19 protein-coding genes are annotated in these 16,660 nt (G+C 64.6%); 13 read left to right on the top strand and 6 right to left on the bottom strand.

From position 1 onward, the window contains the following. Window positions 1–77: 77 nt before the first annotated feature. The 7 genes from HB778_RS12960 to HB778_RS12930 all read left to right on the top strand — a co-directional run bounded on the left by HB778_RS12960 (window position 78) and on the right by HB778_RS12930 (window position 7,761). Window positions 78–935, top strand: a complete 858-nt coding sequence (locus HB778_RS12960) for a CoA transferase subunit A (RefSeq protein WP_183464259.1) — start codon at window positions 78–80, stop codon at window positions 933–935. After that, entirely contained in the window at window positions 932–1,726 is a 795-nt protein-coding gene (locus tag HB778_RS12955) for a CoA-transferase subunit beta (RefSeq protein WP_183464258.1), read from the top strand. The genes HB778_RS12960 and HB778_RS12955 overlap by 4 nt, the downstream gene beginning before the upstream one ends. Before the next feature lies 1 nt (window position 1,727). Further along, window positions 1,728–2,933, top strand: a complete 1,206-nt coding sequence (pcaF, locus tag HB778_RS12950; RefSeq protein ID WP_183464257.1) for a 3-oxoadipyl-CoA thiolase — start codon at window positions 1,728–1,730, stop codon at window positions 2,931–2,933. A gap of 118 nt (window positions 2,934–3,051) precedes the next feature. After that, the gene (locus HB778_RS12945) at window positions 3,052–4,080 is read left to right on the top strand and encodes a BMP family protein (protein WP_183464256.1); all 1,029 of its coding nucleotides are present in this window, start codon (window positions 3,052–3,054) and stop codon (window positions 4,078–4,080) included. 173 nt (window positions 4,081–4,253) lie between these two features. Beyond that, complete coding sequence (locus tag HB778_RS12940) at window positions 4,254–5,765, top strand: ABC transporter ATP-binding protein (RefSeq protein WP_183464255.1); 1,512 nt, start codon at window positions 4,254–4,256, stop codon at window positions 5,763–5,765. Beyond that, a complete protein-coding gene (locus tag HB778_RS12935) occupies window positions 5,765–6,820 on the top strand; it encodes an ABC transporter permease (protein WP_183464254.1) in 1,056 nt (351 codons plus the stop codon). The genes HB778_RS12940 and HB778_RS12935 overlap by 1 nt, the downstream gene beginning before the upstream one ends. Then, a complete protein-coding gene (locus HB778_RS12930; protein WP_183464253.1) occupies window positions 6,817–7,761 on the top strand; it encodes an ABC transporter permease in 945 nt (314 codons plus the stop codon). Before HB778_RS12935 ends, HB778_RS12930 begins: the two co-directional genes overlap by 4 nt. A 210-nt stretch (window positions 7,762–7,971) precedes the next feature. Here HB778_RS12930 and HB778_RS12925 read toward each other — a convergent pair whose 3' ends face one another. Beyond that, window positions 7,972–8,739, bottom strand: coding sequence for an SDR family NAD(P)-dependent oxidoreductase (locus HB778_RS12925; protein WP_183464252.1), 768 nt, complete (start codon window positions 8,737–8,739; stop codon window positions 7,972–7,974). Between the two features lie 286 nt (window positions 8,740–9,025). Between HB778_RS12925 and HB778_RS12920 the strand changes: the two genes are divergently transcribed. Together HB778_RS12920 and HB778_RS12915 are read left to right on the top strand one after the other, a co-directional pair. After that, window positions 9,026–9,181, top strand: coding sequence for a hypothetical protein (locus HB778_RS12920; RefSeq protein ID WP_010912229.1), 156 nt, complete (start codon window positions 9,026–9,028; stop codon window positions 9,179–9,181). 138 nt (window positions 9,182–9,319) lie between these two features. Beyond that, the gene (locus HB778_RS12915) at window positions 9,320–10,261 is read left to right on the top strand and encodes an LLM class flavin-dependent oxidoreductase (protein WP_183464251.1); all 942 of its coding nucleotides are present in this window, start codon (window positions 9,320–9,322) and stop codon (window positions 10,259–10,261) included. Between the two features lie 21 nt (window positions 10,262–10,282). On the opposite strand, the gene HB778_RS12910 is transcribed toward HB778_RS12915, so the two are convergent. Further along, on the bottom strand, window positions 10,283–10,954 hold the full coding sequence (locus tag HB778_RS12910; protein ID WP_183464250.1) for a cysteine hydrolase family protein: 672 nt from the start codon (window positions 10,952–10,954) through the stop codon (window positions 10,283–10,285). Window positions 10,955–11,309: 355 nt separating this feature from the next. Between HB778_RS12910 and HB778_RS12905 the strand changes: the two genes are divergently transcribed. The 4 genes from HB778_RS12905 to HB778_RS12890 are packed head-to-tail and all read left to right on the top strand — an operon-like array spanning window position 11,310 to window position 14,576. Beyond that, a complete protein-coding gene (locus HB778_RS12905) occupies window positions 11,310–12,101 on the top strand; it encodes an ATP-binding cassette domain-containing protein (protein WP_183464249.1) in 792 nt (263 codons plus the stop codon). 57 nt (window positions 12,102–12,158) lie between these two features. Continuing rightward, window positions 12,159–13,154: a tonB-system energizer ExbB gene (gene exbB / locus HB778_RS12900; protein WP_183464248.1), complete on the top strand. Its 996-nt coding sequence runs from the start codon at window positions 12,159–12,161 to the stop codon at window positions 13,152–13,154. 7 nt (window positions 13,155–13,161) lie between these two features. Beyond that, window positions 13,162–13,629: a TonB system transport protein ExbD gene (gene exbD / locus HB778_RS12895; protein WP_183464247.1), complete on the top strand. Its 468-nt coding sequence runs from the start codon at window positions 13,162–13,164 to the stop codon at window positions 13,627–13,629. Then, on the top strand, window positions 13,626–14,576 hold the full coding sequence (locus HB778_RS12890; protein ID WP_183464246.1) for an energy transducer TonB family protein: 951 nt from the start codon (window positions 13,626–13,628) through the stop codon (window positions 14,574–14,576). Before exbD ends, HB778_RS12890 begins: the two co-directional genes overlap by 4 nt. Window positions 14,577–14,634: 58 nt before the next feature. Here HB778_RS12890 and HB778_RS12885 read toward each other — a convergent pair whose 3' ends face one another. The 4 genes from HB778_RS12885 to HB778_RS12870 form a co-directional block, all read right to left on the bottom strand. Next, the gene (locus HB778_RS12885) at window positions 14,635–14,949 is read right to left on the bottom strand and encodes a hypothetical protein (protein WP_244661899.1); all 315 of its coding nucleotides are present in this window, start codon (window positions 14,947–14,949) and stop codon (window positions 14,635–14,637) included. 2 nt (window positions 14,950–14,951) lie between these two features. Further along, complete coding sequence (locus HB778_RS12880) at window positions 14,952–15,221, bottom strand: hypothetical protein (protein WP_183464244.1); 270 nt, start codon at window positions 15,219–15,221, stop codon at window positions 14,952–14,954. Between the two features lie 3 nt (window positions 15,222–15,224). Continuing rightward, entirely contained in the window at window positions 15,225–15,476 is a 252-nt protein-coding gene (locus tag HB778_RS12875; protein ID WP_183464243.1) for a hypothetical protein, read from the bottom strand. A gap of 67 nt (window positions 15,477–15,543) precedes the next feature. After that, window positions 15,544–16,602 carry a SagB/ThcOx family dehydrogenase gene (locus tag HB778_RS12870; protein ID WP_244661898.1) on the bottom strand — a complete coding sequence of 353 codons (1,059 nt, stop codon included), beginning with the start codon at window positions 16,600–16,602 and terminating at the stop codon, window positions 15,544–15,546. Window positions 16,603–16,660: the final 58 nt, after the last annotated feature.

The raw sequence follows: 16,660 nt of genomic DNA, 5'->3' as shown, positions 1-16,660 counted from the left end.
TCCTCACTCAGCGTAGAAAGTTTCGCATACAATACATAAGTTCGCAATACGAACTTTTTGAATCCGGAGCCCGATCGATGGTCAAGTTCCTGCCGCTCAAACAGGCCGTGGCCGAGAATTTGAACGATGGCGACTCCGTCGCCTTCGAAGGCTTCACCCATCTGATTCCGACAGCCGCCGCGCATGAGGCGATCCGCCAGGGCTTCCGCGACCTGACCCTGATCCGCATGACGCCGGACCTGATCTACGACCAGATGATCGGCATGGGCATGGCGAAGAAGATCGTCTTCTCCTATGTCGGCAATCCCGGCGTCGGCCTGCTGCGGCGCGCGCGCGATGCCATCGAGAACGGTTTCCCCCGGACGATCGAGGTCGAGGAGCATAGCCACGCCGGCATGGCCAATGCCTATGAGGCGGGTGCGGCCGGCCTGCCCTGCGCGGTGTTCCGCGGCTATCGTGGTGCCGGCCTGGCCACGGTCAATCCGAACATCAAGTCTGTCACCTGTCCGTTCACTGGTGAGGAGCTGGCAGCCGTGCCTTCGATCCGGCCCGATGTCACCTTCATCCATGCGCAGAAGGCCGACAAAAAAGGCAATGTGCTGGTCGAAGGCATTATCGGCATCCAGAAGGAAGCTGTACTGGCGGCCAAGCGCGCCGTGGTGACGGTGGAGGAAGTGGTCGACAATTTCGACGATCTGCACCCCAATCTGACCGTGCTGCCGCGTTGGACGATCGCGGCGATTTCGGTGGTGCCTGGCGGTTCGCATCCGTCCTACGCGCACGGCTATTATGCCCGCGACAACGCCGCCTATCTCGAATGGGACGAGATCGCTGCCGACCGCGGGAAATTCCAGGCCTGGATGCAGGCAAACGTCATCGAGAAGAACGCCGGTGACTTCGCGGCCCGAGTCGACCATCTGAGGAAAGCGGCATGAGCGAGTTCGGCTTCACCCCCAACGAGATTATGACGATCGCCGCCAGCCGTGCGCTGCGGAATGACGATGTCTGCTTCGTCGGCATCGGCGCGCCGTCCGCCGCCTGCAATGTGGCGCGGCTGACGCATGCGCCTGATATCACGCTGATCTACGAGAGCGGCACGATCGGCACAGCACCTGACGTGCTGCCGCTGTCGATCGGCGATGGCGAGTTGTGCGAGACCGCCGTCACCACCGTCGCCGTGCCGGAAATGTTCCGCTACTGGCTGCAGGGCGGCCGCATCTCGATCGGTTTCCTCGGCGCCGCGCAGCTCGATAAGTTCGGCAACATCAACACCACGGTCATCGGCGACTATGTCCACCCGAAGACCAGGCTGCCCGGCGGTGGCGGCGCGCCGGAGATCGCGACCTCGTCGAAGGAGATCTACATCACCATGGCGCAGACCAAGCGCGGCATGGTCGAGACAATCGACTTCTTCACCTCCTTCGGCCATGGCGAGGGCGGCGATCACCGCCAGCGGCTGGGTATCGATACCGCCGGCCCGACGCTGCTGGTCACCGACCTCGCTATCTGGAAGCCGGATCCGGTGACGAAGGAATTCACCGTTGTGTCGCTGCATCCCGGCGTCACCCGCCAGCAGGTGCAGGAGAGCTGTGGCTGGGTGGTTAAGTTCGCCGAGGCGCTTGACGAAACGCCGGCGCCAAGCGAACTCGAACTCAATACATTGCGCGACCTGCAGGCCCGCACCAAGGCGGCGCATGAGGGAACCGGAAAAGCAAAGGCTGCATGACATGGCCGAGGCCTATATTTGCGACTATATCCGCACGCCGATCGGCCGCTTTGGCGGCTCGCTGTCCTCGGTGCGCGCAGACGATCTTGGCGCCATCCCGTTGAAGGCGCTGGTCGAGCGCAATGTCGGCATCGACTGGCAGGCGGTGGACGACGTCGTCTATGGCTGCGCCAACCAGGCCGGCGAGGACAACCGCAACGTCGCGCGCATGGCGCTGCTGCTGGCCGGGCTGCCCAAGGAGATTCCGGGCTCGACCGTCAACCGGCTGTGCGGCTCGGGCATGGATGCGCTGACCATCGCCGCGCGCGCCATCAAGGCTGGCGAGGCGGAGTTGATGATTGCTGGCGGTGTGGAATCGATGAGCCGCGCCCCCTTCGTCTTACCCAAGGCCGACACCGCCTTTTCGCGCAATGCCGAAATCTACGACACCACCATTGGCTGGCGCTTCGTCAACCCGCTGATGAAGAAGCAGTATGGCGTCGATTCGATGCCGGAGACCGGCGAGAACGTGGCAGAAGATTTCGCCGTCACCCGCGCGGCCCAGGATGCCTTTGCAGTGCGCAGCCAGGACAAGGCTGTCGCCGCGCAGGCCAATGGCAGGCTGGCCAAGGAGATCACGGCGGTGACCATCCCGCAGCGCAAGGGCGATGCGGTGGTCGTCTCGAAGGACGAGCATCCCCGCGCCGGCACCACCGTCGAGGCGCTGGCGAAATTGCCGACGCCGTTCCGCCAGGGCGGCACGGTGACCGCCGGCAATGCCTCCGGCGTCAATGACGGCGCGGCGGCGCTGATCGTCGCTTCGGAAGCGGTGGTGAAGAAATACGGCCTGACGCCGATCGCCCGCATCCTTGGCGGCGCTGCCGCCGGCGTGGCGCCCCGCATCATGGGCATCGGTCCGGCGCCGGCGACGCAGAAACTGTGCGCGCGGCTTGGCCTGACGCCGAAGCAGTTCGATGTCATCGAGCTCAACGAAGCCTTTGCCTCGCAAGGCATCGCCGTGCTGCGCCAGCTGGGCATCGCCGAGGCCGCCGAGCACGTCAACCCGAATGGCGGCGCCATCGCGCTCGGCCATCCCTTGGGCATGTCGGGCGCCCGCATCTCCGGCACGGCGGCGCTGGAGCTTCGCGAACGCGGCGGCCGCTATGCACTGGCCACCATGTGCATCGGTGTCGGCCAGGGTATCGCCATCGCGCTCGAACGGGCCTGATCGCGGCCTTTGCTAAATTTGACCATGTGGACAAAAGTCCGCACCCGTTCCATAGTTCCCCGTCTGACATTTCTAGGAACAGCCGGCTCGACACGGCTGTCGAACAGAGGGGAATGCAATGGAAAACCGGAAAAACAAATTCCAGATAAAACGCGAAGGGATTTCGCGTCGCAATGTGCTGGAGCTGGGCGCGCTTGGCCTGGCTGCCGCGATGCTGCCGGGCGCCGCCTTCGCTAAGGACAAGAAGCTGAAGGTGGCGGCGATCTTTGCCACGCCGATCGAGGAGCCGTGGGACAACCAGATCCATGTCGCCCTGCAGAAGGCACAGAAGGAACTCGGCATCGAATACAAATGGTCCGAGAAGGTGCAGACCGCCGATTTCAGCCGCGTCATGCGCGAATATGCGCAAGGCGGCTACCAGCTGGTGCTGGGCGATGCCTTCGCCGCCGAGCGTGAATCGCGCCGCACGGCCAAGCAGTTCCCGAAGACCGCCTTCCTGTTCGGCTCCGGCGCTGGCCCGGCGGAACCCAATTTCGGCGTCTTCGACAACTGGATCCATGAGCCCGCCTATCTCTCCGGCATGATCGCCGGCAAGATGTCGAAGTCGGGCACGGTCGGTGCGGTCGCGGCGATGGGCATTCCGGAAGTGAACCGGCTGGTCAACGCCTTCTTTGCCGGCGCCAAGGAGGTCAATCCGAACGTCAAGAAGAAGGTCGCCTTTATCGGCTCCTTCTTCGATCCGCCCAAGGCCAAGGAAGCAGCGGTGGCGCAGATCGATGCCGGCGTCGACGTCATCTATGCTGAGCGCTTCGGCGTCATAGAGGCGGCGGTCGAGAAGAAGATCCTCGCCATCTCCAACATGTCCGACCAGTCGAGCCTCGGACCCGATACGGTCATCACCGGCCCGGTCTGGGATATGTATCCGACGGTCGAGCAAGCGATCAAACTGGTCAAGGCCGGCGTCTACACCGCGCAGGACTACGGCGATTTCTCGCGCATGGCCAAGGGCGGCTCGTATCTCGCCCCCTACCACAAGTTCGACAAGACGTTGCCGGCGGATGTCAAGGATCTGGTCGAGAAGAAGGCCGAGATCCTTGAGGGCAATTTCCGCGTTGACGTGGATGAGAACACGCCGGTTTCGGATTAGGGCGGATATCCCTCCCCCTTGAGGGGAGGGTGGCCCGCAGGGTCGGGTGGGGTCCGCCGCGCCGCGCTCCATCTTGTTAAGTCATAGGTTGAGGCAGCCGAGGTGACCCCTCCCGCCTCGCTTCGCTCGGCACCCTCCCCTCGAGGGGGAGGGGCATCTCCGCAGGAGTCCCCTTGCCCGCCCCACTCATCGAAATGCGCGGCATCACCAAGAGCTTCGGCGCCGTCAAGGCGAACGAGGCCGTCGACCTCAGCGTTGCGCCGGGTGAAATCCTCGGCCTGTTGGGCGAGAACGGCGCCGGCAAGACGACGCTGATGAACGTGCTGTTCGGCGCCTATGCGCCGGATGCCGGCGAGATTCTTATCCAGGGCAAGAAGGTGCGGATCACAAGTTCGGCCGATGCGCTGGCCGCCGGCATCGGCATGGTGCACCAGCATTTTCATCTGGCGCCAAGGCTCACCGTGCTGGAGAACCTGCTGATCGGTATTCCCGGCAAGAGCGGCCGTATCGACCGCGCCGGCGGGCTGGCGCGGCTGGCAGAAATCGGCCGCCAACATGGCCTCACACTTGATCCAGACTTGCCGGTTTCGGCGCTGTCGGTCGGCGAGCAGCAGCGGCTCGAAATCGTCAAGGCGCTGTTTCGCGGCGCCAAGCTCTTGATCCTCGACGAGCCGACGGCGGTGCTGGCGCCGAGCGAAGTCGACGGGCTGTTTTCGGCGCTGCGGTCGATGGCCGCGCAGGGCCTTGGCATCATCTTCATCTCCCACAAGCTCAATGAAGTGCGGGCGCTGACGCATCGCTGCACGGTGCTGCGGCTTGGCCGTGTCGCCGGCCGCGTCGATGATCCCGCCAACACGACATCGGCCGCCATGGCGCAACTGATGTGCGGCCACGAGATCGTGCCGCCGGCGCGGGGGCCATCGACGCCTGGCGAAGCTGTGCTGACGCTCGACGGCATTTCCACCTCGCACCACTCGGGCACGGCGCTGCGCGACGTGTCGCTCGCGGTCCGCGCCGGCGAAATCCTCGGCATTGCCGGCGTGTCGGGCAATGGCCAGCGGGCGCTGGCCGAGGTGATTTCGGGTGTGCGCGCACCCGATGCCGGCCGGATGACGATCGCCGGCCAGAAGGTCACCCGGTTCTCACCGAGCGAGGTGCAGGCGCTCGGTCTTGGACGCATTCCGGAAGACCGCATGACGACCGGTCTGGTGACTAACCTGCCGCTCGCCGATTCCATGGTGCTGCCGCGCATCGGCACCGCCGCCTTTTCAGCCAAGGGCCTGCTCAAGCCGGACGCGATCCGCGCCTTTGCCGAAGAACAGATCAAGGCCTATGATATCAGATGCCCCGGGCCGATGACGCGTGCCGGGGCGCTGTCCGGCGGCAACCTACAGAAGGCGCTGCTGGCACGCGAGCTCGCTTTCGATCCGAAAGTCCTGATCGTCTCGCAGCCGACGCGCGGCCTCGACATCGGTGCTGCCCGCTTCATCCATGAAAAGTTCCTCGACATGCGGGCCAAGGGCTGCGGCATCATCGTCATCGGCGAGGATCTGGAAGAACTGCTGGTGCTCTGCGACCGCATCTCGGTGATGTATGAGGGCCGCATCGTCGGCACGTTGGACAGCGCCGATGCGACGGTCGCGCGGCTCGGCCTGCTGATGACCGGGGCGGAGGGCCGTAGCTGATGTTTCGCCTGGAAGTACGCACGTCAACGCCCGCCTGGTTCAACCTCGCGCTGCCGCTGCTGGCGATCGCGGCGACGCTTGTCCTGTGCAGCGGCCTCATCGCGCTGGCGGGTGCGGGCGTGCTCGAATCCTACGGCGTCATGTTCGCGGCCTCGCTCGGCGACAGCTATGCCATCACCGAAACGCTGGTGCGCGCCGCACCGATGATCTTCACCGGGCTGGCTGTGGCCGTCGCCTTCCGCGCCAAATTCTGGAACATCGGCGCCGAGGGCCAATTGCTGGCCGGTGCGGTGGCGAGCTGCTTCGTCGGCGCCATCCCGATGCCGGGGCCGCTCGCCATGCTGCTGATGGCCGTGGCGGGTGCCGCGGCCGGAGCTGCCGTCGCGCTGGTGCCGGCGACACTGCGCGTCAAATTCAAGGTCGACGATGTCGTCAGCTCGCTGCTGCTCAACTCGGTCATCTACTATGCGCTGATGGCGCTGATCGAGGGGCCGTGGAAGGACAGTTTCAGCGGCTATCCGATCTCGCCGCCGATCGAGGATTCGGCCAATTTCCCGGTGCTGATCGAAGGCACGCGGCTGCATCTCGGCGTCATCGTGGCGCTGATCGCCGCACCGTTGATCTGGTTCCTGATCGCGCGCACGACGCTCGGTTTCCGGATCAGGGTCACCGGCGAGAATCCGGAAGCCGCGCGCTATGGCGGCATCCATGTCGAGCGGGTGCTGCTCTCGACCGCGCTGCTGTCCGGCGCGCTGGCGGGGCTCGCCGGCGTCGGCGAGGTCGGCGGCGTGCATTTCCAGGTGATGAGCGACATTTCGCCTGGCTATGGCTATTCCGGCATCGTTGTTGCCATGCTGGCGCGGCTCAATCCGCTTGGTGTCGTGCCGGCGGCTATCTTCCTGGCCGCCGTGATGACAGGGGCCGAAGCAATGTCGCGCGCGACCGGCGTGCCGGCCTTCCTCAGCGATGTCATCCAGGGCACCGCACTGCTTGCCATGCTGGTGGCGCTGCTGTTCACCGCCTATCGCATTCGCCGCGTCGGGGCTGCCCGATGAGCGCGGTGTTCGAACAGATCTTTCAGGTCGGCTTTTTGGCCGCCATCATCCGCATTGCCACGCCGCTGGCCTTTGCCACGCTCGGCGAAATGTTTTCCGAGCGCGCCGGCGTGCTCAATCTCGGCATCGAAGGCATCATGCTGCTCTGCGCCATGACCGGCTTCACCGCCACCAGCCTCAGCGGCAGCTTGTGGCTCGGCGTGCTGGCGGCAGTGCTGACCGGCATGCTGATGGGCGCACTGCATGCGCTGTTCACGGTGGCGCTGGGCTTGAGCCAACATGTCTGCGGCATCGGCGTGACGCTGTTCTCGTCGGGCCTTGCCTATTTCCTCTACCGTCTGATCTTCGGTCAGCAATCGGTGCCGCCGAGCATCAAGGGGTTTCAGACGCTGCCGATACCCGTCCTCTCCGACATTCCGGTGCTTGGGCCGGCGGTGTTCAACCAGTTTGCACTGGTCTACATAGCGATCATCGCCATACCGCTCGCCGCCTTCGTGCTTTACCGCACGCCCTGGGGCCTGTCGGTGCGCATGGTCGGCGAGAACCCGCGCGCGGCAGACTCCGCCGGCGTCAGCGTCATTGCCACACGCTTCCAGGCCGTCATCCTCGGCGGTGCGCTGATGGGGCTGGCCGGAGCCTTCCTGTCGATGGCGCAGTTCAACGCCTTCACCTTCGGTGTCGTCTCCGGGCGCGGCTGGGTGGCGATCGCGCTGGTGGTGTTCGGCCGCTGGGACCCGTGGCGCTCTGCGGGTGCGGCGCTGCTGTTCGCCTTCGTCGATGCCTTGCAGCTGCGCATGCAGGCGAGCGGGCTCGGGCACATCCCCTACGAAGCGTTCCTGATGCTGCCGTTCATCTTCACCATTGTTGCGATGGCGGTCATGTCGCGCAACGCGGTCGCGCCCTCGGCGCTGTTGAAGCCGTTTCGAAGGGAAGAGCGGTAGTCGAGTAGGACTTGACGGCCTTTCCTCTCCCTCCGGAGGGGAGAGGTGGCGCTGCAAAGCAGCGACGGAGTGGGGGAACCACTGGGCAACCAAGGCGCAAGAGTCTTCCTGCACTGCGCCAAGGGTCGACCCCACTCCGTCGAGCTGCGCTCGACACCTCTCCCCCGATCGACGGGGAGAGGAAGGGCGCCAAGCTGTCCTTGGTACGCCTCACATCGCCGTAAAGCCATTATCCACGAACAGATGCGCGCCGTTGACGAAGCTCGACTCATCGTTCGCCAAATACAGCGCGGCCTTCGCTACCTCCTGCGGCTCGCCGATCCGCCCCTGCTGCGCTGCGAGTGCCGCATCGGAAACATCGACGCCGAGCTTGCCGAGATCGGCGACCTCGCGCAGGCCGTGCGGCGTCCTGATAAAGCCAGGGCAGACGGCGTTGCAGCGGATGTTGCGGTCGCGGAATTCGACGGCGATGGCGCGGGCGAACATGTGGCAGGCGCCCTTGGTGGTGTCGTAGAGCACCTCCATTGGTGTGGCCGCCACCGCCGAGATCGACGAGGTGCAGACGATCGAGCCGCCGCCGGCCGCGATCATGCCGGGCAGTACGGCGCGCGTCATCAGGAACATCGAGCGGACATTGACGGCGTGCAGCCAATCCCATTCCTGCACCGTCGTCTCCAGGAACGGCTTTATCACGATGGTACCGGCATGGTTGAACAGCACCGTGACCGGTCCGAGTTTCTCCGTCGCGCCTTTCACTGCCGCTTCGACCTGCGCTTCTTCGGATACGTCGGCGACGAAATGCTCGGCTATGTGTCCCCGCGCACGTATCGCCGCCGCGGTGGCGGCGGCCGCATCGCCATTGCGGTCGATGATCGCGACCTTGGCGCCTTCGGCCGCGAAGAGTTCAGAAGCCGCGCCGCCCATTCCCGTTGCGCCGCCCGAAATGATGGCGACCTTGCCGGCCAGTCTATCGCCCATGCTTTTTACTCCCCTGTCGACCCATTTCGCGTTTGGACGATGCTACCGCGCCCGCATCAGGCGGCCAATGGACGAATTGGGTGCAGCGGAAACAAGGGCATAGGTCCATTCGACGTGCCTGGGGGCAAATGCCAATGGCCCGCCGATCGATCGCACGACAGGCGATCCCAGCAATTCACAACCAACTTAGCCCGAAAAGTGAGAAAATTATTCTGCCTATCGCTCAAAAATAGCAATCGACAAAGTCTACAAGTTTTATAGATTAACCAGCGAGACGGAGGTCGATATGTCCTATATCCAGAACGCTCAGACTGACAGCAGCGGCCAGAGGCTTGCCAATGCCCAGACCTTTCGCCCGGCCTATGCCGGAGCGTTCGCCTATCTCGTCTTTGCCCTCGCGTTTGTGTTCACCGGGGCCGTCGTTCTGGGCCTCATTCCCTAAGGCGCAAGATCGACAGGGGTTAGTTGCCCCGCTGTATCAAGGCAATCGGAGTTGAATGAACCGGATCCCGGTGCGTTTGCGCGCGGCCGTGGTTCGAATTTCACCGCATCCATGATTCCAGCGATGGAGGAGATGACAATGCCGATCGAATTCACGCATGTCCCCGGCAAGACCGCCGATGCCGCCGTTCCCTTCTTCTACGACTTTGCCGAGACGGCGATCAAGCTCGGGCTGATCGAGGACGGCGGCTTCCAGAAGATCGTCGTCGACGATCCGGCCGGTCTGCTGACCAATATGGATCTTGGCGCCCAGGTGCTCAATCGCACCGCGTCGCTGGAAGTCGTGCTGACCCATTGGGCCGGGGTGATCGAACCGACGGTGGCGGCGCGCCAGCTGGCATCGATAGATCGAAAAAGCGGCGGACGGCTGGCGCTTCGCATGATCAGCGAACCGTTGAACGATGACGACGCCGAGACACGGCCGGTCGGGCACACGGTCGTCTGGCAGCGCATCGATGAGTATCTGGTTCTGCTCAAGCGGCTGTGGTCGAACGACCGGCCTTTCGATCACGAAGGCGCGTTCTACAGCATCAAGGGCGGCTATGTGCCGCGCAAGGGTCCGCACGGCGCCGACCTGACCATCCGCATGGGCGGGCAATCGGGAACGGCGCTGAAAGTGGCCGGCCGGCATGCCGATGTCTTCGAACTGGCGCCGGGCTCGATCGACGAGGTCCGGCAGTTGATGGAGCGGGTGCGCGGTGCCGCCGCCGAACATGGCCGGGCCGGCAAATTGCGCTTCGCGCTTCCGGTGCGGATTCACCGGGGCGCTTCGGCCGCCGGCCACAAGGCGGTCGACCTGTCGGGGCCGCCGGCTCAGGTGGCGCTGTCGCTGCTTGCCTATGCCGGGCTCGGGATCGACGAATTCATGATCGTCGGCGTCGACACGCCGCGCGAGATCGCGACGGTCGGCCGCGAAACGATCGCCCTGCTGCGCAATTCGCTGGCGCGCCGCGAACATGATGCCTTCCAGCCGGGGGCCTATGCGCCTCGCGCCGGGCTGGGGACGCGGGCAACCGGCTGAAGCCCGTCGATCTCCTGTGGTCTAACGCCTGTCGCCAAGCCGCGACAGGCCGTCGATGACGGCGGTTGAATCAGCCAACACGCCGAAGACACCGTCCTCGACCGTCACCATGTGCAGCGCCGCCTCGTGGGCTCGTCTGTCGCCGCTGGCGCAAGCGTCCGAGATTGTCAGGCACTGAAAATTGCGGTCGCAGGCCTCGCGCAGCGTGGTGTGGACGCAGACGTCTGTCGTGCAGCCGGAAAACATCAGATGCGTGATGCCTTGGGCGCGCAGCACAAGCTCGAAATCCGTATAGGTGAAGGCGCTGTTGCAGGTTTTGTCGACGATGATGTCGTCAGGCGCGACATCGATCTCCGGGACGATCTGGAATCCCGCGCCTGAGCGCAGCAGGATGTCGGTGCCGTCGAGACCGGAGCGCTTGCGGCGCCATTTCTCGTAGGGCGTCATGTCGGCCATGTCGGCGCGATAACCCTGCCTGGTGTGGATGATCCTGACGCCGGCTTTGCGCGCGGCTGATATCAGACGGTTCACGGTGGGCAGGATCGCCCGCAGCGGCGAGGGATCGTAACCCTTTCGGGCGAAATAGCCTGATGTCGACAGGAAATCCTGCTGCAGGTCGATGACGACGAGCGCCGTGTTTTCGGCCACCAGTCTGCCGTCATACGGGAAGTCGAAGGGCGTTGCCTTGATCATTGGTGGCTCCCTGTTCCCGGGTCACGCTAACTCTTTGTTTAGGCGCAATTCCGGACGGAAAATGTTTCACACTTTTCCTGGAATTGCTCTAGCGATTCCGCATCAAGACGACGAGCCGCAGACGTGGTGGTTCGGCCGGCGCCTGGTGCCGCGGCGCGGTTCGCTGTGTGATCGACGATTCCCTCGGCGCTACGGCTATGGTGCGATCGGTGCCATCAGGCTTTGAATGCGCGTCAACAATTTGTTGAGTGTTGTAGTCATCTTCAATGTTGACTAGTAAGGTCATGTTTCATAGTCAAACCGGCACCTGCCTGCCGCAGCCTGAACCGGAAATGCGGCCGCACCGGAGAAAACCATGACCGTGGCTGGAGCCGAGACTGCCTTTCAAATCGACGCGGTGCGGTTTGCCGTCGGCGAGCGGACGCTGCTCGGTCCGGTTTCGCTCGAACTGCAGCGTTCGCGCGTCTATGGGCTTATCGGCCACAACGGTTCGGGCAAGTCGACGCTGATCAAGCTCTTGGCCCGGCAGCAGCCGGCAAGTTCGGGCGCCATCACCTTCGCCAGGCGGCCGCTGCCGCAATGGGGCGCCCGTGAGCTCGCCCGGGCGCTCGCCTATCTGCCGCAGACGACGCCGGCGGCAACGGGCCTCACGGTGCGCGAACTCGCGACGCTCGGGCGCTATCCCTGGCATGGCGCGCTTGGCCGCTTCAGCGCGGAAGACAGGCGGCATGTCGAGGAGGCGCTGGTGCTGACCGACATGGAAGGCTTCGCCGACCGTCTGGTCGATGAACTGTCCGGCGGCGAGCGGCAGCGCGCCTGGCTTGCCATGCTGGTGGCGCAGAATGCCGGCGTCATGCTGCTCGACGAGCCGATCTCGGCGCTCGACATCGCCCATCAGGTCGAGGTGCTGGGGCTGGTCAAGGAGCTCAGCCGCAAACGCGACCTGTGCGTCGTCGTCGTGCTGCACGATCCCAACATGGCGGCGCGCTATTGCGACGAGCTGATCGCGCTCAAGGACGGCAAGCTGCTGACCCGCGGCACACCAGGCGAAATCATGCGGGGCGACGTGCTCAAAGGCATTTTCGGCGTGGAGATGGGCGTGTTCGCGCATCCCCTCACCGGCCAGCCCGTCGGCTACGTGCAGTGACGAGATTTGATGCGGTGGCGGAAGCGGCTGGCCGCTGTCAGAACAAGGAAGAAGCTGTTGTCTAGAACTCGTTTGTTGGCGGCGTTGGTCGCATCGGTGATCTTGGCATGCGGCAACGCCTTGGCCCAGGAGCAACCGGCTGGCGCCGCCCCGGCGGCACCCGCCGCGCCCGCGCCGATGGCACCTGGTGCTCCACCCGCACCAGCGCCTGTCGTATCGGCACCCTCTACACCAGCGCCCACCACACCGGCTGCAGCACCAGCCACGATGGCACCGGCGCAGCCAGCCGGCCAGCCGGTCACGGCGGCGCCGGCCGGAGCCGCACCAGCGGGGGCGATGGAACTGAACCTGCCGCACGATTTGTCGCCATGGGGCATGTTCATGGCCGCCGACATCATCGTGAAGGCGGTGATGATCGGACTGGCCTTCGCCTCGCTCGTCACCTGGACGATATGGCTGGCCAAATCACTGGAGATTTTCGGCGGCAAGCTGCGTATCAGCCGTGCCGTCCGCGCGATCGGCGATGCCGCGACGCTGAAACAGGCGAGCCGCGCGCTCGACCGCAGCGGCGGCCCGGGCGCGCTTCTGGTGCGGGCGGCCGAGGAAGAGACTGCGCTCTCGGCCGGTGCGCTCGACCATGTCGGCGGCGACGGGCTGAAGGAAAGGGTCTCTTCGCGCCTGTCGCGCATCGAGGCGGCGGCGTCGCGGCGCATGTCGCGCGGCACCGGCGTGCTGGCGACGATCGGCTCCACAGCACCCTTCGTCGGCCTGTTCGGCACGGTCTGGGGCATCATGAACGCCTTCATCGGCATTTCGCAGGCGCAGACCACCAATCTCGCCGTCGTCGCGCCGGGCATCGCCGAAGCGCTGCTCGCCACCGCCATGGGCCTCGTCGCGGCAATTCCGGCGGTGGTTATCTACAACGTCTTTGCCCGCTCGATAGCCGGCTACCGGCAGATCCTCGCCGATGCCTCGGCGGGCGTCGAGAGGCTGGTCAGCCGTGACCTGGATTTCCGCACGGTCGCGCCGGCGACGGCGCTGGCGGCGGAGTAGCGTCGCCATGGGAAGCCGAATCCGACAGACCATGGACGACGATCTCGAGGAGAGCCACGAGATCAACGTCACGCCCTTCATCGACGTCATCCTGGTGCTGCTGATCATCTTCATGGTCGCCGCACCGCTGGCGACAGTGGACGTCAATGTCGACCTGCCGGGGTCGACGGCGACGCCGGCGCCCCGGCCCGAAACGCCGCTGTTCCTGACCCTGAAAGATGATCTCACGCTGGCGATCGGCAACGATAGCATGCCGCGCCCGGCCTTCGCGGCCACGCTGGAAGCCAAGACCAAGGGCGACAAGCAGACGCGCATCTTCCTGCGCGCCGACAAGGCGGTCGCCTATGGCGACCTGATGGAGGCGATGAACCTGTTGCGCGGCGCCGGCTATCTGAAGATCGCGCTGGTCGGCCTGGAGACGGCGCCGGCTGCCGATGCACCGGCACCCGCGCCAGCGGGAACCGCCGCGCCATGACGCCGTCCGCCGCCTTGCCCACGCTACAGCTGTCGCGCTTCGGCTGGCGCGATCTTGGCCTGTGGACAGGTGCGGCGGCGCTGGTGCTTGGCGCCCATGTCGCGGTCGCCTATGCGGTGCAGAGCTTCAGTCCGATCGAGATGGATGGCGGGCCGCCGCCGGCCCCGGTGATCGAAATGGCGCCGATGGTGGTGACGCCGGCAGTGCCCGTACAGGCCGCGATGCTGGATGCGGCGATGCCCGACCAGACCGAACCCGTCGAGGAGACCGAAAAGATCGCCGAAGCCGAGCCCGAGAAGGTGACCGAACAGGCCGAGCCGACCGCCGAACAACCGGAAACGGTGCCGCCCGACGAGACGCAGCCGACCCAGACAGCCGGGGCCGAACCGGTCGATCAGCCGCCGCCGGACGAGGTCATTCCCGACGTCGTCGAGGCGGTGACGCCAGAGGTTGTCGTTCCGCTGCCGCAGCCGAAGCCGGTCGAAGAGCCCAAAGAAAAGAAACTGGTCCAGGCCAAGGCGAAAAAGCCTGTCGAAAAGCCCAAGCCACGGCCAAAGAAGGAAAAGGCCGAACCGGCAAAGACCGTCGCCACCGCAAGCGCGGAGACAACGCCGGCGGCCCAGGCGGCAGCGCCGAAATCGGCGGCGGGGGTTTCGGGCGTCAGCCCGGCCAAGTGGGAAGCCCGGCTGACGGCATGGATCAACCGGCACAAGCGTTATCCCAGTGCTGCGAAATCCAGGGGCGCGCAGGGCAATGTGAACGTGACCTTCACGGTGGATACGTCCGGCCGGGTGATGTCGGCCCGCGTGGCCCGTTCTTCAGGCGATCCCGACCTCGACCGCGCCGCGCTCGCCGTGCTGCAGGGCGCAACGGTGCCGGCACCGCCGCCGGAACTCGGCGCGCGCGTCAGCCGCACGGCGCCGTTCGTGTTCAATTTGCGGAATTAGAGCAAGGGCTCGGCCTGACCAAAGACTGGTATTGTCCGACCTTCGTAAGAAACCGCAGTCAGTGGCTCATCGACTGGCACAGCGCTTCGACCTGCTCCAGATAGAAGCGGCATTTCGTGCGCAGGATCCTGAGGTTCGGATCGTCGGCGCCGTTGATCTCGATGGTCTGCATCATGAAGTCGAAATGGACGTGAAAGGCATCCGCCGCGCCCCAGAGGCTGTCGGCCTGCCAGGTGTCGGCCATCGCCATGGAAATCAGCTGCCGGGCCTCGACGCACGCGGCATCCGGCGATGCCGGCCGGCTGGCGATCAGGACCTGGAGCCGACCAAAGACGCTGTCCCTGGCGTCGGCGCTCCTGATGGGTGCGATCATGTTCACTGGCGGGTCCCCCTCAAATCTCTATGCATAATGTCCTTTTGCGGGCTGCTGGCGATCAAGGCAGGGATCGCGGCGGTGTCGGACGGCCGGCCCCTGATGATGTTGGCAGTTTCAGCGTCGGCCTGCTCCAGCCAGTAGACCATGTTGGGGCGGTCAAGGTCGGCTGCGGCCTTTTTCAGGAGCGGCAGCAGGCTTTGCAGCGCACAGATGGTCTCCCACCGGTTCGGCCGCGAGCCGGCCGGCGCGCACAGAACTGACGGTTGCATTCGCTACGCTCTCCTTGGCAGAGCGTGGCTTTCCTTTGCATTCGGCTTGGGATGCATCGGGTTGCCGCTGAGCTGCGCATGCCTTGCCGGCCGCGCGCCGCGCAGGACATCGAAGGCTTCGGCATAGGCCATGCCCAAGAGATAGGAGATCATGGGAAAACGGCTTGCTTCGGCCATCTGCACCAGCTCATTGCTCATCGATGCGATATATTGAAGGCTATCGATCTCTGACTGACGTAGGGTCTGATTTGGCACGTTCTTCTCCTGTCATCTGGTGGAACTCAGGGAACGCGTACTGGTTGCACTGGACATTATAAGATGGCTAATTAATTGACTGACCCACCGAATGCGGGCTTGGTTCCGGGGTTGAAAGTGTCAACGCATAGATGGGTGCGTCGGTAAGGCGGTCGAGGCCGAGAAGGCGCTTGATCGCTGAATGGCTGAGCGCTGCCGTGGGGCAGGCCGACAGACCATGCCTGGTCGCCGCCAGCATCATGTTCTGGCCGATATGGCCGGCCTCGATCAGCACGACGCGATAAGCGTTGGCATCCTCATATTTCCACATGGTGCGGTCGAGCCTGGCGCAAAGCAGGATCAGGCAAGGCATGGCGTCAGCCCATTCTTGCCCGCCGACCAGCTCGGAGATCTTCGGCAGATGGTTGGCCGAGATTCTGCCGAGGTCGTGATCGGCGGCCGAATAATGATAGACGCCGGGCTCCAGACCCTCGACGCCAAGCGCAACCACATAGGCCTCATAGGGGTTCCGGGCGCCGCCAGAAGGGGTCATGCCCAGCGGCAGGGTGCCGACGCAGTTGCTGGTCTCGCCGGTAATGCCCATGCCGGCGAACAGGCAATCGGAAAGCTGCTGCGCAGTGATGGTGGGGGCGGCCGCGGTGCGGTTGGTGCGGCGCCGCGCCATCAGCGTCAGGAGTTCGTTGTCGTCGAGTGCGTTGGGCAGCCGTATGGCGCCGGCGACATTCTTGAGCATGAGGTCGGGTTGCGCGACATGGCCGGCGCGTTCGATCTGGCGTGCCTCGGCCTGTTCAATGGTCATGAACTCCGCGTCCTGGACGCAGAAGTGCATCAGCGCGGTCGGGATGCCCCAGCTCCACTGTCCGGAGAATTTTGTTTCCTGTTCAGCCAGCGGCGAACCGGCGGTGACCAGGGCGGAAAAATCAAGCAATTGCGGGACGACGGCATTGAGGTCGGATTTCGACCATCCGTGGGTGCGTGCGATTTCGGCTGTGGAGGCCCATTCGTCCCAGGATGCAAGAAGGCCGATCACCTCGGGGCTGCATTCGAAGACGCTTCTGGTCAGGAAGTTGCAGGCCGTGACCTTATTGGTCCCGGGGTAGAAAACAAGCGTTTTTGAAGAGCGCATTTTCATGATGCTGAATGCCGTTTTGTGAATGTGAGGCGCCGACAAGCGAGAGCCGATC

The organism is Mesorhizobium huakuii (assembly GCF_014189455.1).
GTDB lineage: Bacteria > Pseudomonadota > Alphaproteobacteria > Rhizobiales > Rhizobiaceae > Mesorhizobium > Mesorhizobium huakuii_A.
Note: the sequence above shows the minus strand (reverse complement) of the source record. Positions and strands in the feature narration are given on the sequence as shown.

What these genes read in the sequence shown, in the direction of transcription:
- HB778_RS12960 (WP_183464259.1), top strand. Translation starts at nt 78, where the DNA reads ATGGTCAAGTTCCTGCCGCTCAAACAGGCCGTGGCCGAGAATTTGAAC.
- HB778_RS12955 (WP_183464258.1), top strand. Translation starts at nt 932, where the DNA reads ATGAGCGAGTTCGGCTTCACCCCCAACGAGATTATGACGATCGCCGCC.
- pcaF (WP_183464257.1), top strand. Translation starts at nt 1,728, where the DNA reads ATGGCCGAGGCCTATATTTGCGACTATATCCGCACGCCGATCGGCCGC.
- HB778_RS12945 (WP_183464256.1), top strand. Translation starts at nt 3,052, where the DNA reads ATGGAAAACCGGAAAAACAAATTCCAGATAAAACGCGAAGGGATTTCG.
- HB778_RS12935 (WP_183464254.1), top strand. Translation starts at nt 5,765, where the DNA reads ATGTTTCGCCTGGAAGTACGCACGTCAACGCCCGCCTGGTTCAACCTC.
- HB778_RS12930 (WP_183464253.1), top strand. Translation starts at nt 6,817, where the DNA reads ATGAGCGCGGTGTTCGAACAGATCTTTCAGGTCGGCTTTTTGGCCGCC.
- HB778_RS12925 (WP_183464252.1), bottom strand. Translation starts at nt 8,739, where the DNA reads ATGGGCGATAGACTGGCCGGCAAGGTCGCCATCATTTCGGGCGGCGCA.
- HB778_RS12920 (WP_010912229.1), top strand. Translation starts at nt 9,026, where the DNA reads ATGTCCTATATCCAGAACGCTCAGACTGACAGCAGCGGCCAGAGGCTT.
- HB778_RS12915 (WP_183464251.1), top strand. Translation starts at nt 9,320, where the DNA reads ATGCCGATCGAATTCACGCATGTCCCCGGCAAGACCGCCGATGCCGCC.
- HB778_RS12910 (WP_183464250.1), bottom strand. Translation starts at nt 10,954, where the DNA reads ATGATCAAGGCAACGCCCTTCGACTTCCCGTATGACGGCAGACTGGTG.
- HB778_RS12905 (WP_183464249.1), top strand. Translation starts at nt 11,310, where the DNA reads ATGACCGTGGCTGGAGCCGAGACTGCCTTTCAAATCGACGCGGTGCGG.
- exbD (WP_183464247.1), top strand. Translation starts at nt 13,162, where the DNA reads ATGGGAAGCCGAATCCGACAGACCATGGACGACGATCTCGAGGAGAGC.
- HB778_RS12890 (WP_183464246.1), top strand. Translation starts at nt 13,626, where the DNA reads ATGACGCCGTCCGCCGCCTTGCCCACGCTACAGCTGTCGCGCTTCGGC.
- HB778_RS12885 (WP_244661899.1), bottom strand. Translation starts at nt 14,949, where the DNA reads ATGATCGCACCCATCAGGAGCGCCGACGCCAGGGACAGCGTCTTTGGT.
- HB778_RS12880 (WP_183464244.1), bottom strand. Translation starts at nt 15,221, where the DNA reads ATGCAACCGTCAGTTCTGTGCGCGCCGGCCGGCTCGCGGCCGAACCGG.
- HB778_RS12870 (WP_244661898.1), bottom strand. Translation starts at nt 16,602, where the DNA reads ATGCGCTCTTCAAAAACGCTTGTTTTCTACCCCGGGACCAATAAGGTC.